The organism is Bradyrhizobium sp. USDA 4506 (assembly GCF_054058795.1).
In genome coordinates, this window is record NZ_JBSSBM010000002.1 from 6,587,445 (window position 1) to 6,601,642 (window position 14,198).

The window sequence follows — 14,198 nt, forward strand, 5'->3', positions numbered from 1 at the left end:
ATCCTCTCTGCTCATTGGGGGAGTGTGGACCAAGGCTCGACGGATTGGCCAATACGACTTGCGTTATTTTTCAGACGCAGTGCATATGGTCCCGACATGAGACGCAAGCTTCTTCCGTTCGACGTCGGTCACGGCGAGGAACTCGCGAAGCGCTGGCGAGATGTCCTCCTCGCGCCAAACAACTGTGAGAGGCGCCATCGGAACAGGCGGCGAGAGCGGAACGAACGTCACGCCGCGCCGCCGTTGGCCGTCAGCGGCAGCCTGGGGCACAAGCGAGACGCCCACGCCCGTAGTCAGATCGCCTTCCAAGTTAAGGGTTACGTGGAGAACTAGTTGAGGACGAGTTGCTACTTGAGTGCCACAACAACCTCAACCTCAACCGCGGCACTTCGGGGCAACTGAGCAACCCCAACACTGGTCCGCGCGTGGGCGCCGCGATCTTTGCCGAACAATTCGAAGATTAGCTGTGACGCACCGTCGGCTACGGAGCTCTGCTGGTTGAAATCGGCAGCGCTATGCACAAAGACTGTCAACTTGAGTATTTGGTCGACTCGATCCAGCGTTCCCAACTCTCCACGGAGGGCAGCCAAGGCGCGAATGAACGCGATCCGAGCTCCTCGCTTGCCCTCCTCTAAAGTTACATCCCGCCCGACTTGGCCCACGACATGGACAAAGTCTCCATCCCGTGGAAGCTGTCCGCTGACATAGGCTACCCGATCATGGACAACGACCGGCGTGTATGCCGCGCCTGCAGGTGCCGATGTTGGCAACTCGATACCGAGATCCTTAAGACGATTCTCAACGCTCATCGTATCTCTCGACGTTTGGGCCGAAGCCTTGATAAAGTAGCCAGCGACGTCAGCGCAGCACACAAATGCTGCGCTCGCGCTATCGTGATGGGCGCCCACACAGCCGAGCGCGGAACAACTATCAAGACCGCATTCGGATTTTCCCGGCGAGTGCGACCGTTGATTGGCCGCAACCTCGCCTGGCACACAGTTGTTGGACTAGAGTCTTCTGCGCGCCTCGATCCAGTGGGGGATGATCGCGGTCGCGGCGATGATCGAGAAGACAAGGATGGCTATTGCCAATACCGCCCTCCCGGTTCCGAAACAGGCGCTCACCCCCAGCGCGGCCAGCGACGCGCTTCCGATCTGGAAAAACCCCACCAGCCCGGACGCGGTGGCGGCATGTTTTGGTTCGCTGGCAATAGCGCCCGAGACAGCCAATGACAGTGACGAGCCGTTCGACAGGCTAACCAGAAACATCGGTGCGACAATGGTGGCGGCGCACATGACTGGCGAGGCCAAGGTCAACACGAAGGTCAGACCACCGAGACAAAAAAAGCATACACCACCGGCAACAATGCCATCGTAGGACAGGTGCTCGATCAGCCGCTTCGAGACGAAGTTGGCCAGAATGATCCCGCAAGTGAGCGGCAGATAAAGCCACCCGCTGACTGTTTCCGGCAAGCCGAGGCGCTCGAAAAGAAAGGGGGACTGGGTCAAGTACACGAACCAGGCGCAGTAGATCGCGCAGACCACGAGGGCGTAGCGAATAAACGCGCCGTTGCGCAACACGACGGTAAATCCGGCCAAAAAAGCGCCGTCGTGACGCTTCTTCGGACCCGTTTCGTTGAGCAGCATCAAAGTCAGACATAGCGCGATGGCACCAAACACAGCGACAAAGATAAAATCGGCCCGCCAGCCGAATGCGGCCGCAAGGTAGCCACCAATGGCAGGAGCGAGCGCGGGCGACAGCGACACCAGCGGATAGACCACGCTATATACCTTTGCGGAGGCCTTCTTGTCGCATGTGTCGGCGATGACGGCACGACCAATGACCAGCCCCGAAGCCGCGCCGACAGCCTCGACCATGCGCCAGCCTAGGAAACTCGTGAAGCCAACGGCCAAGGCGCAACCGATCGATCCAGCGATGTAAAGAAGGATGCCCGCGACGAGAACGGGCTTGCGGCCCCACCGATCCGACAGCGGACCATAACAGAGCTGCGCCGCCGCGAGCGCCATCAGATAGACCGCCACCGTCTGTGGCATTTGCCAACCCGCAATCCCAAGTTGCTGCGCCATTACGGGCATTGCGGGCAAATAGACGTCCGAGGCAATGAGGCCGAAAGCGCTCAGCGCTGCGACGACAAGAACCAGTGTGGGTCGCATGAATAGCTCCTGCGCTCGGACGCGGTTGAATTGCGCCGAAATTGACGAACGGCGTCCGCCGCCGGCAGAGCGGATTGCTAAAGAGGATTGCGACGTGCGAAAATGCATAGAAATGCAGGCAATGGCTGCAAAATCGCATTCAGTCGGTGGACATGAACTGGGACGATGTTCGAATCTTTCTCGCGATTTATCGCGCTGGCACGCTGGTTGGGGCCGGGTTGGCGCTGAGTGTCGACCAAACCACGGTAGGACGACGCCTCGCTGCGCTCGAGAAGCGCCTGGGCTCAACACTCTTCCTGCGCACCAATGCGGGCTATGTGCTGACGGCAAGTGGCGAGGAAGCCTTGCAAGCGGGCGAGGCAATGGAGCGCCTTGCGGTCTCCTTCGAACACCGTAGCGCAGGATCGGATGCGCGCGTGGCGGGTGATGTCCGGGTCACAACTACGGACTCTCTCGCGATCGACTTCGTGATTCCCGCGATCGATCGGGTCCGCATCAACCACCCGGACATCAGAGTCATTCTCACCACGACGACGAAGCTGCTCGATCTCGGTCGAAGGGAAGCGGATATCGCTGTCCGCACCCTGCGCCCGGCACAATCGGATCTGATCGTGCGCAGACTGGCCGAGTGGGAGGTTGGCCTCTACGCATCCCGGAAATATCTCGATGCACGCGGTAGACCTCGACAGAGCTCGGCGTTCGCTGGCCACGATCTGGCGATCTACCAGCCCGGCATCACGAACAGGCAGGGCGCGACGCTGGCGGGCGAGTCCATCGCGGAAGGGAAGATCGTCGCGGAATTGGATTCCAGCCTGATGCTAGCGAGCGTCGTCCGGGCGGGGCTGGCGTTAGGGGAATTACCGACCTATCACGCCCAGCGCGATCCGGATCTTGTTCGGATCTGGCCTATGCGCAAGCGAGCCGCACCCTACGAAGTGTGGCTTGTGCTGCATGCGGATCTGGCACGCACGGCTCGCGTGCGCGTCGTTGTCGAAGCGATTGCCGCGCTGTTCGAGCAGGGCTAAGCGGAAAGTAGCGGTGGTCTCGTAGCTTGGCTTGTGATGGTCGATATTGCCATGCCAACAAACGCGTATGGCGTTCGCACCGCTGCTCCGCGGCATGCCGGACGGGAGGAACTCAAGCGCCACCGATTCAGCGAACGCGATCGCCGAAGATCGGAGTTTGGCGTAGAAAATCGTAGGATTGGTAGCGGGGGAGAGACTCGAACCCCCGACCTTGGTGCTGTTCTTTAACGATCAGTCGCCGGACGACCGGTAGACTCAACGTTTTCCATAGCCGTTTCAACACCAGCCCGCCGTTGCAGACTTAAGTTTCTGCCAACGCACTCCTAGATGATGATCTTCTGATCGGTGCAGATGTCCGATTTGCGCGCCCGAATATCCAAATCTACGACGCCCACGTAGCCGACCTGTTCCAATGGGTCTGTGCGCGGTATCTCGTTGGCGTGCTTACAGAAACAAACTGGCGGAGAGAGTGTCAGTCAACTCCCTTTGAAAGACAAAGCATTTTTGACTTTCGTCCGCCAAAACCCACCAATTGAGCTACGGCCGCAAACGAGCGTTTCGCCTCCAATCTTTTCAAGAAATCATCATGGCGCATCACGCACGCGCTCAGTTTCCGCCGGCCGTGGACCGCAGGTTGATTGGCGTTTGCCTGCTCCGAATGCAAAGGTCACACGTTCGAATCGTGTCGGGTGCGCCAGTTTCCCTTAATTCTATAGGATTATCGCGTCGTCAGGCGGCCCACTGTTAATACCCTAGCGGATGGCAGCCACGATGGTCACTACAATGAGAATGATAGTAACGACCGCACCTGAAACATAAAGAATGGTTCTGATGCTGCCGCCTTTGGCGGCCTTGCCGCCGCGCAAATAGACAGCAACGTGGATCAGACGAATTGCGATATAGATCCATACGAGCGCTGCAAGTGTGACGGGGCTAATCCCCACCATCATAGCCAGCACAGCCGGAACCACAAAAGGCGGCAGCGCCTCCACCGTGTTCAAGTGAACGCGATCGATCCGGTAAAGCAAGTTGTCGTCATCCAACGGCAAGACAGGTCCAGAGAGTGCCCCAGCCCTACCTTTGGACGATCCCGAATAGACCGCCAGCCCAATTGACACGAGGCAAAGGAAGAGCACTCCGACGATGCTAAACGAGTAGGCTGCCATACAGAACTCCGCAAATTGCGATCACGTCGCATGGACACGCGAGCATCATGCCTCGCGGGCGGTGCGCTCGGCGTACCGTTTCAGATAGAGCGGCCAACCCTGATCACCCTCAACGCCGTCGCGCACGCCTTCCCAACCGTGGCCATGACGTTCGAGGTGACGGTGCTCCAGTTCCAATCGCGTCCGGCCTGGCGTCTCGGCGATGAACCGCACCTCCCACTCACTGGTCTTGTCGGGATCTGTTTCGATTTGCCAACGCGGGCTGATGTCCCAGCTTAGAACCACGCGATCTGGCGGCTCAAAAGCCAACACACGCGCCCAGCGGCATTCGCTCCCATCGACACCTCGATCATAAACGTGACCCCCAACCCGGGGTTCGAACACAGTCTCTGCGATGGGGACGGAGAGCAAATTGTGCTCGCGAGGCTTGAAGCTGCCGAAGTCTTCAGTGAAGACCTTGAACGCACGCTCGATAGGCGCCTCGACCACGATGGATTGTTTGATGGGCGCGGCCGATACACGTTTGTTCATTGCTGGTCCTCCACTGATTTTTCGACGGCCACTTTGTAGGCCGCCAGTGTGCTGCTCCAGAACCGGTCAAGCCAGGCGCGCATCTGGCCGAGCCCCGCCGGATCGATGTGATAAATGTTGCTGGCCCCCTTTGGCTCGGCACGAACCAAACGAGATTCGCGCAGCACCTTCAGATGCTGGGAGACGGCTGACTGGGAGACCGTCAGTTCTCGAGTGAGTTCAACGACAGTCCGAGGCCGCGCGCCCACCAGTTCGAAAATTCGCCTGCGAGTGGGATCGCCGAGAGCGGCCAATTGCACGCTGTCTTTAGGCATGGCTGGCCGACGTCAGATCATTAGTCATAACTAATGATTAGTGCAGACTAATGATTGCGTCAAATGGAGATGTAGCCAAGCTTTCGCATACCGATCACAGGCAGGTCATGACACGGAACTTCGCCACCCCCGAGCCGCAGCGGCGACCACGGCGAGAGTGGCCTTGGCGCCGTCCGCCTCGCCCTTCTCGAAGTCGCCTTCGGTCTGCGCCATCGAGTTCGTGACGTGAGCGAAGCAGACGATCGAGTTGCCGCTCGTCGTGCCGAAAGCGTAGAGCGCTGCGGCCTCCATCTCCACGGCGAGAGTCCCCAGATCCCGCGCTCGCGAGATCGCCGCTTCGGTCTCGCGATAGGGAGCATCCGTCGTCCAGGTCGAGCCGCGATGCAGTTTCTCCGGCAGCGAACGGCCCGCGCGCTCGACGCGATCCAGAAGCGACATGTCGGGTGCCGCCGCAAAAACCGAGCCAGGCAGGTAGTGATAGCTCGTCCCCTCGTCGCGCAGCGCGCGGTCGATCAGGACGAAATATGGAGTTGGTCCTATAGCATTGATCTGGCCCGCCGAGGTGACGCTGACCAGCAGCCGGCAGCCCGACGCGAAGAGCTGCTCGGCGACCAGGACGGCGAAGGGGGCGCCGACCGCGCAGCCGACAATCCCGACCTCGCCGATGCCGTCGAGATCGAAGGCCATAAGTTCGGTGTGGTAGCAGGCCCAACCTTCGTGGATCCGGCCGGCGCCGGTCCGCTTGAGGTGGCGGACGACGTCACCGTCCGGATCGAGCACGCAGATTTCGGGCACAGCGACGAGCGGCAACTGCCTCTGTCGGCGCGCCTCCCTCAACAGGGATTCAGGCCGGAACACCGAGGGCGCCTTGTGATCCTTGATGCCGACGATCGGCCACGCGGGTTCCGCGCGATGAGACTTATCATCCATGATGCACCTGACGAGTTGTCTCAAGCCGCGGATTCGACCGGCAGGCCGGCGGCTTTCCATTCGGGGTAACCGTCCTCAAGACGGCGAACGCGATAGCCGCGCGCCCTCAAGGCTGACACGGCTTCGAACGAAAGGACGCAATAGGGACCGCGACAGTAGGCGATCACCTCGCGCCCCTTCGGAAGTTCGCCGAGGCGTCGTTCCAGTTCGGCAAGCGGAACGTTGAGCGCGCCCGGTAGATGGCCCAGCGCGAACTCGTCCTCGGGGCGCACGTCGAGCAACGTTACCACTTCGTCCCGCAATCGCGCGACCAAGTCGTCACGCGAGACGGGCTCAAGCGCATCACGGGCCTGGAAGTAATCGGTCACAACACGACCGATCTCGGCGACATTCCGTTCGCCGACGCGCCCCAGCGCTTTGATCAGCGTGACCACTTCGGCGTCGCCGGCGAGACGATAGAGGATGTGTTTGCCGCGACGCTCGGTCTCGACGAGACGCGCGCGCCTCAGGATCTGCAGGTGCCGCGACGTGTTGGCGAACGTCAGATGTGCCCGAGCCGACAGCTCCTCGACGGTGCGTATCCCCTGCGCAAGGTGCTCCAGGAGCTCAAGCCGGTGGGCATGGCCAAGCGCCTGTGCCACCTGGGCAAGGTTTTCATAGATCGCCTGTTTCGGTCCCGAGCTTGACACGGCGCCCTTTCAATATATCATTCAGCAGATCGATTGAATGTTTTTAGCGTTTCTCAAGAGGGAGTGCAAGTCCATGATTCTCCGCCAGTTCTTGCATAGCGATCCAGTCGGTATCTCCTACCTTTTCGGCTGCGGCGGCAAAGCCGCCGGCGCGGTCGTCGATCCGGTCGGCGATATTCAGCCCTACCTTCAGGCCGCCGACAATGCCGGCATGCGGATACACTACGTCATCGACACCCATGTCCATGCCGATCACCTGTCGGCGGGCCGGGCACTCGCCGCTGCAACGGGAGCCGAGTACGTGCTCTCGACGGAGGCTGGCGTATCGTTCCCGTACAAGCCAGTGAACGACGGCGATGTACTTCCGCTCGGCAACGTTTCCGCCACCGTGCTGCACACGCCCGGTCACACGCCCGAGCACATCTGCATCCTTGTGACGGACCGCACCCGCGCCAACGAGCCGTGGTTCGTCTTCACCGGACACACGCTCATGGTCGGCGATCTCGGCCGCACCGAGCTTGCGGCGAGCGCGGAGGAAGGCGCAAGGCAATTGTTCAAGAGCGTGCGAAGGCTGAAGGAGCTTCCTGACTACGTCGAGGTGCTGCCGGGCGCCTATGCGGGCTCGGTCTGCGGCCGCCGCCTGAGCGGCAAGCCATCGTCCGCAATCGGCTTCGAGAAGCGGCACAATCAGGCGTTCACGATCGAGGACGAAGCCGAGTTTGTGCGGTTCATGGTCGCCGAGATTCCGCCGGCACCACCGGAAGCCGCGAAGATCAGGGCGGCAAACTCAGGCACGGCCGCGGCTGCGGCCTGATCTCATGACCGAGGCTGTAAGCGGTCCACAGACAGCGTCGTCTGTCCGGCTGGGGCTGAAAGAGAACTGGCCGCAGTTCGCGTTGCTCGTCCTGATCAACGCCTTCGTCGGGGGAATGGTCGGAATCGAGCGGACGGTCGTGCCGCTGATCGGATCCGAGGAGTTCAAGATCAGTTCGACGACCCTCGTCGTTTCCTTCATCGTCAGCTTCGGCGTCGTGAAGGCATGCGCCAACCTGGTCTCCGGCCAGCTCGCCGACGCCTGGGGACGCAAACGTGTTCTGATCCTCGGCTGGCTTGTCGGGCTGCCGGTGCCGTTCATGATCATGTGGGCGCCGAGCTGGGGATGGGTCATCGCAGCGAACGCCCTTCTCGGCATCAACCAGGGTTTGGCCTGGTCGATGACGGTGATCATGAAAATCGATCTCGTCGGGCCGAAGTCGCGCGGGCTTGCTGTCGGACTGAACGAGTTCGCCGGCTATCTCGCGGTCGGCGTGACCGCCTTCCTCACAGGGTATCTTGCCTCGAAGTACGGACTGCGGCCGGCGCCGATCTACCTCGGCGTTGCCTATGCGGTGTTGGGCACAGTGCTGTCGATCCTGCTGGTGCAGGATACCCGGGAGCACGTCCGCCTGGAGACTGCGGCGCATGCACGTCAAGCGTCTCCGATCAGCTTCCGGGAGATATTCGTCCTCACGTCGTTCGGGGATCGCAATCTGTTCGCCGCGTCGCAGGCCGGGCTCGTCAATAATCTCAATGATGGGATGAGCTGGGGAATCTTCCCGCTGTTCTTCGCCTCGTTCGGCCTCCACGTCGATCGGATCGGCATACTGAAGGCTGTCTATCCGGCCACCTGGGGCATCCTGCAGATCGCCACGGGCCCTCTTTCCGACCGTTGGGGCCGCAAGGGCTTGATCGTGGCCGGCATGTGGGTGCAGGCCGCGGGTCTCTTCCTGACCGCAGCAACAAGCCATTTCGAATGGTGGCTGGTCGGCAGCCTTTTGCTCGGACTTGGCACGGCCATGGTGTACCCGAGCCTGATCGCCGCCGTGTCCGATGCTTCGCATCCAAGCTGGCGCGCACGCTCGCTCAGCGTCTACCGCTTCTGGCGCGATCTCGGTTACGCGATCGGGGCGCTGTCGGCCGGCATCATCGCCGACCTGTTCGGCATGACCTGGGCGATCGGAGTGATCGGCGCGCTCACTTTCCTCTCGGGGGCGATAGTGTTCGTCGCCATGGAGGGCCGGCCCGGAGCACAACAATGAACGAGACCTTTTCAGGACGCTGCCTTTGTGGGGCGGTACGCTTCGAGGCGCTAGGTCGACCGAAGGGAGTCTTCTGGTGTCACTGCGATAGCTGCCGCCGCCATTCCGGCGCCCCCGTCAGCGTGTTCGTCGGGTTCGAGAACGACGCTGTCGCGATGATCGAGGGTACCATCGCCACGTTCAAATCATCGCCAGGAACCACACGCGGCTTCTGCGCCCGCTGCGGCTCGACGCTGACCTGCGCTACGGTGCATTTTCCGACGGAGACTCACTACCACGTCGGCGCTTTCGATCGGGCGGCGGAGCTCCGACCGGGGAAACATTTCTTCGCCAGCGAGCAGCTTCCCTGGTTGCAGCTTGACCACAGCGAGCAAAGCAAATGACTGCGACGACGCGGCCGATCTATCTCGATTACAACGCGAGCACACCGCTTGATCCAGCCGTGGCGGAGGCAATGCGGCCATTTTTGGACGACGCGTTCGGCAATCCTTCTAGCGGCCATTGGGCCAGCGCGCCGGCGAAGGCCGCGCTCGATCGGGCCCGCAGCCAGGTCGCCGGCCTCCTCGGCGCAGCACCCGACGAGATCGTATTCACCAGCGGTGGCAGCGAAGCGAACAATCTGGCGATCAAGGGCACATTCTTTGCACCGAACCGCCATGGCGCGCACATCGTCACCTCGGCCATCGAGCATCCAGCCGTCCTTGCTCCGTGCCGGTTTCTCGAACGGTTCGGCGCTACTGTCACGTATGTTCCGGTGGACGCGACAGGCTTGATCGATCCAGAGGACGTGCGGCGCGCCATTACTCCGCAGACGCTGTTGATCAGCATCATGCACGCCAACAACGAAGTCGGCACCATCCAGCCGATCGCCGAAATCGGCGCGATCGCGCGAGAGCATGGAATCCGCTTCCACACCGACGCGGCTCAATCGGTCGGAAAAATTCCGACCAAGGTAGACGAACTCGGTGTCGATATGCTGACGATCGCCGGTCACAAGCTCTACGCCCCGAAGGGCGTCGGCGCGCTGTATGTCAGGCGAGGCCTCGAACTTGAGCCGTTGATCCACGGCGCCGGTCATGAATCAGGCCGACGCGCCGGAACCGAGAGCGCCCTGCTCGCAGTCGGGCTTGGGGCGGCATGTGCACTGGTCACGGACCTTGCACCCATGAACAAAGTCCAAGTCCTGCGCGATCGCTTATGGCAGGCGCTGCAAGGCGGGCTCGGTGAAGGGGTGGCGCTCAACGGACACCCCACGCATCGCTTGCCCAATACCCTCAACGTGTCGTTCGTCGGCAGAATCGGTTCGGGCATTCTCGCGCAATTGTGCGATGTCGCGGCATCGACAGGTTCGGCATGCCACTCGGGGCAGATCGAACTCTCGCCGGTTCTCGCGGCCATGCGCGTGCCCGAAAGGACTGGAATGGGTGCGATCCGCTTCAGCCTGGGAAGGCACACGACAGTCGATGAGATTGACCAAGTCGTCGCACGCCTAGCCACGATTGCGATGGTCTGATCGCTTCACCTACCGCTTTGTCGCCAGCACAAGAGCAGGTTGGTTCGCACTAACCTCCGCGAGGTGGACATCCATGCCGGCGCGTTCGAGCGCGGCGGATACGTCGGACAGCGCGGGGAATGTGTAGATTTCCGGTGGGAACGACGCGATCGCTTTCGGGTCTGCATTCGTCCGGAACAGCAGTCCGAGACGGCCGCCCGGCTTCAGCACGCGCGCGATCTCGCGCAGCGACTTCTCAATGTCCTTCCAGAAATAGAGCACGTGCACGCACACCGCCTTGTCGAACAAGGCATCAGGGAACGGCAGCGATTCCACGGTCGAAAGGACAACCTCCACACGAGCAACTTCGATGAGCGGCCGGTTTCGTTGCGCCGCGATCTCGACCATCAGTTCGGAGGAGTCCATCCCCACGATGTGCCCCCGAGGAGCCCGTGCGGCGAGTTCCGTCAGGCAGCGGCCATGACCGCATCCTATGTCGAGCACATGATCGCCTAGTTTGATGCCGAGCGCATCCATCGCGCGCAGATTCTCGCGCCAGGTTTCGCGCGCCATGATGAAAGCAACGAGCCGGCCCAAGAGGCCGTGCGCATTACGCGCCTGTTCGGCAATGAACTGAGGACGACGCATCCAGCTTACCATGGCTCGACAATCTGGGTGGCAGGGTGCCTCAAATCCGCAGGACCGGCTCGCCGGAAATGGAACACGTCTCGCCTTTTTTTAAACGCCGCGCCAGATCAATGCGTTGCGGCTAGATCGCCAAGGGCGCGGGTCCGCTCAACAGCGTCGTTCAGCGCCAGGCGCGATTCGCCGAACGCCTGCCTTGCAACGGTGGCTGTGTGCAGCACCTAGGCGGCCAAGCGGCGTTCCTTTTTGTCCGCCTCTCGGTAGTCCCCCGATGCCCTCTTCAGGAAGCGCCAAAGCAGCCTTTCGTGAATCACGATCCGAGGCATAGGCAGTCTGCTTGAACTCGACGCCGTCAAGGGGCCCTCGAATATAGCCCGAGATCGTGTCCGCAGCCATGATGAGCACCGTATCAAGTGTATGGATAAATTTGCTTGTCACCGAACCCTTGGCATGGAGAGGTCGGTACGCTCAACGAATCAATCCGTGCAATCCCTATCGGCGGGACCATCGCGTTCATCGGCGTGCTCACCGGTCCACCGCCAACCGAACTGCGCTTGCCCTTGATGTTACTGCAGCAGCGCCTGCAGGGCGTAACCGTCGGATCTGTGGAAGACCTGCAGGCGATGTGCGACGCGATCGCCATCAACGGAATGAAGCCGATCATCGACAAGACATTCCCGTTCGACCAAGTTGCTCAGGCATTCCGTCACATGGCAAGTGGCGCGCACTTCGGAAAGGTGGCCGTCGCCTTCGGATGATGGAGAAAACTGGGCGCGCGCGCGACGCGTTGTCCCCTCCTTGCTCCCGGAAGGCGTATGGCCGCACGCAGCGCGAGCAGTGCGGCCGCTGCTCCCTCGCAAAATCCATCCTCCGAACCCACAGCCAAAACCTACGGTTTGAGCGGCGATTAGGGGTACCATCGCGGACTAGCCCAACAGCCCTTATCGCACGACCCATTGTTTTTGCTTTCGATTCGACCAATGAGATAAGGAGGAGAAAGTGTATTGGCGGAAGAAGCCTCCTCCGAACCCACGATCAAAAGGTGCAGTTTGCCGGATGATAGCTCGTTGATTTTGCTACCGATTCGGAAAATCGGATGCTGGGAGACTGTGGCATGGCGGAGAGAGTGGGATTCGAACCCACGGTACGGTTTCCCGCACACACGCTTTCCAAGCGTGCGCCTTAAGCCACTCGGCCATCTCTCCGGGAGGCCCTCTCTTGAAGGGCTGAGGCGGATTTTGCAAGGGAGCGCAGGCCGGGAGCGCGAAATTTCCACAACAGATTGAAAACATTGGGTAAATTGATAGCGACGGCAGCCGCGCGCTGCGGCCTTGCGCGCGGACGCGCGCGATTTTGGCCGGCGGTCGGTCAGGGACCGGCGCAAATCAATGGATGCATCCGATCAGCCCGCCTCTTCGTCCGGAGGCTCGCCGCAGGCGCGGGTCAGGAATCTATTGGGCCGCATCGTTCCTGGAAGAACGGATGCCGGATTCCCGCTTTCGCGAGCCCTGTCGCGAGAACGCGAAGTTATGACCACTAGCCGCGCAACACATTCAGTGTCGTCCCTGCCTAGTGCCCAATTGCGCACTAGGCAGGGACGACAGAACCGCGGATGGGCGAACTAACGCACCCACCCTGCATCGTCATGCTCGCTCAGTGATAGCGCGCGGCAAAATCCGCCGTGCGGCGCGGCCACAGGGTTGGTGGCTCCGGCAGCGCCGCGTTTCCCGCATTGTGCGTATCCTGCAGCGCCTCGATGAAATCGGCGAACCATTGCTGGATGGTGCCGCTGTTGAGCTTCTCCATCATCGCTTCCCAGCGCATCCGCCGCTCGGTCAGCGGCATCGCGAGGGCCGTCGCCAGGGTGCGCGCCATGCCGTCGATATCGTGCGGATTGACCAGCAGCGCGGCGTCGAGCTCGTTCGCCGCTCCGGCGAATTTCGACAGCACCAGCACGCCGGGGTCCGCCGGGTTTTGCGCGGCGACATATTCCTTGGCGACGAGGTTCATGCCGTCCTGCAGCGGCGTCACGACGCCGACCTGCGCGGTGCGGTAAAGGCCTGCGAGCACGCCCTGGCCAAAGCCCTTGTTGAGGTAGCGGATCGGCGTCCAGTCGACCTCGCCATGCACGCCGTTGACGTCGGTGACGAGCTTCGCCACCTCGCTCTGCAGATTGCCGTAGGCTTCGATCGCGCCGCGCGAAGGGCGTTGCGATCTGCAGCAGCGACACCGAACGTTTCAGGTTCGGATGCAGCGTCCACATCTTGTCGAACGCCTTGATGCGGTTGACGAGGCCCTTGGAATAGTCAAGCCGGTCGACGCCGATCGCGAGCGTCTCGCCATTGAGGCTGCGCCGCAGCCGCGTCACGTCGGGATGCGTCATCGCCTTGGTCGCCTGCTGCGCGAACTTGCCGGGATCGATGCCGATCGGAAACACCGCGGCGCGGGTGCGGCCGAACGACGAATTGATCACGCCGTCGCGCACCTCGAAGTCGAGATCGTGCTGCACATAGCTCAGGAAGTTCTCGCAGTCCTCATCGGTCTGGAAGCCGATCAGGTCATAGGACAGCATCGCCTCGATCAGCTCGCGATGATTGGGCACGCCCGCGATCACCGCGCGCGCCGGCCATGGCGTGTGCAGGAAGAAGCCGATCGGCTGCGTGACGCCGAGATCGCGCAGCTCGGCGCCGAGTGCGAGGAAATGATAATCTTGGACCCAGAACACGGAATCCGGCTTGCGGAAGCGCAGCAACGCGCGCGCCATGAACGCGTTCACTTCGCGATAGCTCGCGTAGTCCTCGCGAGACGCACGAATCAGATCGGCGCGCGAATGCATCGCGGGCCACAGCGCCGAATTGGCAAAGCCTTCGTAATAGCCGCCATAGTGCGCGGCCGGCAGATCGAGCATCGCCAGCGCGCCCGCCCCGAGCGCTTCGACCTCTGCGAAAGGTTCCTTCAGGTTCCCGTCGCGGACGCGTCCGCTGGAACCAACCCATATTGCCCCTGTCTTTTCCACCACCGGCAACAATGCCGCAGCCAGCCCCCCCGTCATGGGTTCATTGGGTTTTCCGCGCGAGACGCGGTTCGATACGACGACGAGGTTCACCAGGTCCCCTCCTGTTGGTCAACTCGCGTATTAACAACCATTCATCAA

The 14,198-nt window shown here is 61.5% G+C and carries 15 protein-coding genes, 1 tRNA gene and 2 pseudogenes; 6 read left to right on the top strand and 12 right to left on the bottom strand.

Going from position 1 to position 14,198, the window contains the following annotated elements:
* Positions 1-63: 63 nt before the first annotated feature.
* The 3 genes from ACVIHF_RS33170 to ACVIHF_RS33180 all read right to left on the bottom strand — a co-directional run bounded on the left by ACVIHF_RS33170 (position 64) and on the right by ACVIHF_RS33180 (position 2,174).
* Positions 64-285 (bottom strand): hypothetical protein, encoded by a 222-nt coding sequence (locus ACVIHF_RS33170; protein WP_375166738.1) that lies wholly within the window; start codon positions 283-285, stop codon positions 64-66.
* 62 nt (positions 286-347) lie between these two features.
* Entirely contained in the window at positions 348-809 is a 462-nt protein-coding gene (locus tag ACVIHF_RS33175; protein WP_253605259.1) for a RidA family protein, read from the bottom strand.
* 198 nt (positions 810-1,007) lie between these two features.
* A complete protein-coding gene (locus ACVIHF_RS33180; protein ID WP_253605262.1) occupies positions 1,008-2,174 on the bottom strand; it encodes a multidrug effflux MFS transporter in 1,167 nt (388 codons plus the stop codon).
* A 152-nt stretch (positions 2,175-2,326) separates the two neighbouring features.
* Between ACVIHF_RS33180 and ACVIHF_RS33185 the strand changes: the two genes are divergently transcribed.
* Positions 2,327-3,199, top strand: a complete 873-nt coding sequence (locus ACVIHF_RS33185; protein WP_253605266.1) for a LysR family transcriptional regulator — start codon at positions 2,327-2,329, stop codon at positions 3,197-3,199.
* Positions 3,200-3,951: 752 nt separating this feature from the next.
* Here ACVIHF_RS33185 and ACVIHF_RS33190 read toward each other — a convergent pair.
* From ACVIHF_RS33190 to ACVIHF_RS33210, 5 genes are all read right to left on the bottom strand, one after another.
* Entirely contained in the window at positions 3,952-4,365 is a 414-nt protein-coding gene (locus ACVIHF_RS33190) for an MAPEG family protein (RefSeq protein ID WP_253605268.1), read from the bottom strand.
* 45 nt (positions 4,366-4,410) lie between these two features.
* Entirely contained in the window at positions 4,411-4,896 is a 486-nt protein-coding gene (locus ACVIHF_RS33195) for an SRPBCC family protein (RefSeq protein ID WP_253605270.1), read from the bottom strand.
* Complete coding sequence (locus ACVIHF_RS33200) at positions 4,893-5,210, bottom strand: ArsR/SmtB family transcription factor (RefSeq protein ID WP_310881704.1); 318 nt, start codon at positions 5,208-5,210, stop codon at positions 4,893-4,895. Before ACVIHF_RS33200 ends, ACVIHF_RS33195 begins: the two co-directional genes overlap by 4 nt.
* A 105-nt stretch (positions 5,211-5,315) precedes the next feature.
* Complete coding sequence (locus ACVIHF_RS33205) at positions 5,316-6,140, bottom strand: nucleoside phosphorylase (RefSeq protein WP_310881703.1); 825 nt, start codon at positions 6,138-6,140, stop codon at positions 5,316-5,318.
* A gap of 20 nt (positions 6,141-6,160) precedes the next feature.
* On the bottom strand, positions 6,161-6,829 hold the full coding sequence (locus ACVIHF_RS33210; RefSeq protein ID WP_253605275.1) for an ArsR/SmtB family transcription factor: 669 nt from the start codon (positions 6,827-6,829) through the stop codon (positions 6,161-6,163).
* A gap of 73 nt (positions 6,830-6,902) precedes the next feature.
* Here ACVIHF_RS33210 and ACVIHF_RS33215 point away from each other — a divergent pair, with 73 nt between their 5' ends.
* From ACVIHF_RS33215 to ACVIHF_RS33230, 4 genes are read left to right on the top strand one after another with little or no spacing between them, the layout of a single operon-like run.
* On the top strand, positions 6,903-7,643 hold the full coding sequence (locus tag ACVIHF_RS33215) for an MBL fold metallo-hydrolase (protein ID WP_456793187.1): 741 nt from the start codon (positions 6,903-6,905) through the stop codon (positions 7,641-7,643).
* Between the two features lie 4 nt (positions 7,644-7,647).
* Positions 7,648-8,907: an MFS transporter gene (locus ACVIHF_RS33220; RefSeq protein WP_456793188.1), complete on the top strand. Its 1,260-nt coding sequence runs from the start codon at positions 7,648-7,650 to the stop codon at positions 8,905-8,907.
* Entirely contained in the window at positions 8,904-9,290 is a 387-nt protein-coding gene (locus tag ACVIHF_RS33225) for a GFA family protein (protein ID WP_456793189.1), read from the top strand. The genes ACVIHF_RS33220 and ACVIHF_RS33225 overlap by 4 nt, the downstream gene beginning before the upstream one ends.
* Complete coding sequence (locus tag ACVIHF_RS33230; RefSeq protein WP_253605286.1) at positions 9,287-10,420, top strand: cysteine desulfurase family protein; 1,134 nt, start codon at positions 9,287-9,289, stop codon at positions 10,418-10,420. Before ACVIHF_RS33225 ends, ACVIHF_RS33230 begins: the two co-directional genes overlap by 4 nt.
* 9 nt (positions 10,421-10,429) lie before the next feature.
* Here the strand turns inward: ACVIHF_RS33230 and ACVIHF_RS33235 are convergent, their stop codons facing one another.
* Both ACVIHF_RS33235 and ACVIHF_RS33240 read right to left on the bottom strand, forming a co-directional pair.
* Entirely contained in the window at positions 10,430-11,047 is a 618-nt protein-coding gene (locus ACVIHF_RS33235; RefSeq protein ID WP_253605289.1) for a class I SAM-dependent methyltransferase, read from the bottom strand.
* Between the two features lie 218 nt (positions 11,048-11,265).
* A pseudogene (locus ACVIHF_RS33240) lies at positions 11,266-11,497 on the bottom strand (integrase); the annotation flags it as partial.
* A 68-nt stretch (positions 11,498-11,565) separates the two neighbouring features.
* Here ACVIHF_RS33240 and ACVIHF_RS33245 point away from each other — a divergent pair.
* Positions 11,566-11,802, top strand: coding sequence for a zinc-binding dehydrogenase (locus ACVIHF_RS33245; RefSeq protein WP_375167121.1), 237 nt, complete (start codon positions 11,566-11,568; stop codon positions 11,800-11,802).
* 357 nt (positions 11,803-12,159) lie between these two features.
* Here ACVIHF_RS33245 and ACVIHF_RS33250 read toward each other — a convergent pair.
* Positions 12,160-12,249: transfer RNA gene (locus ACVIHF_RS33250), tRNA-Ser, on the bottom strand.
* Positions 12,250-12,697: 448 nt separating this feature from the next.
* Positions 12,698-14,150, bottom strand: a pseudogene (locus ACVIHF_RS33255) (trehalose-6-phosphate synthase).
* Positions 14,151-14,198 lie beyond the last annotated feature (48 nt).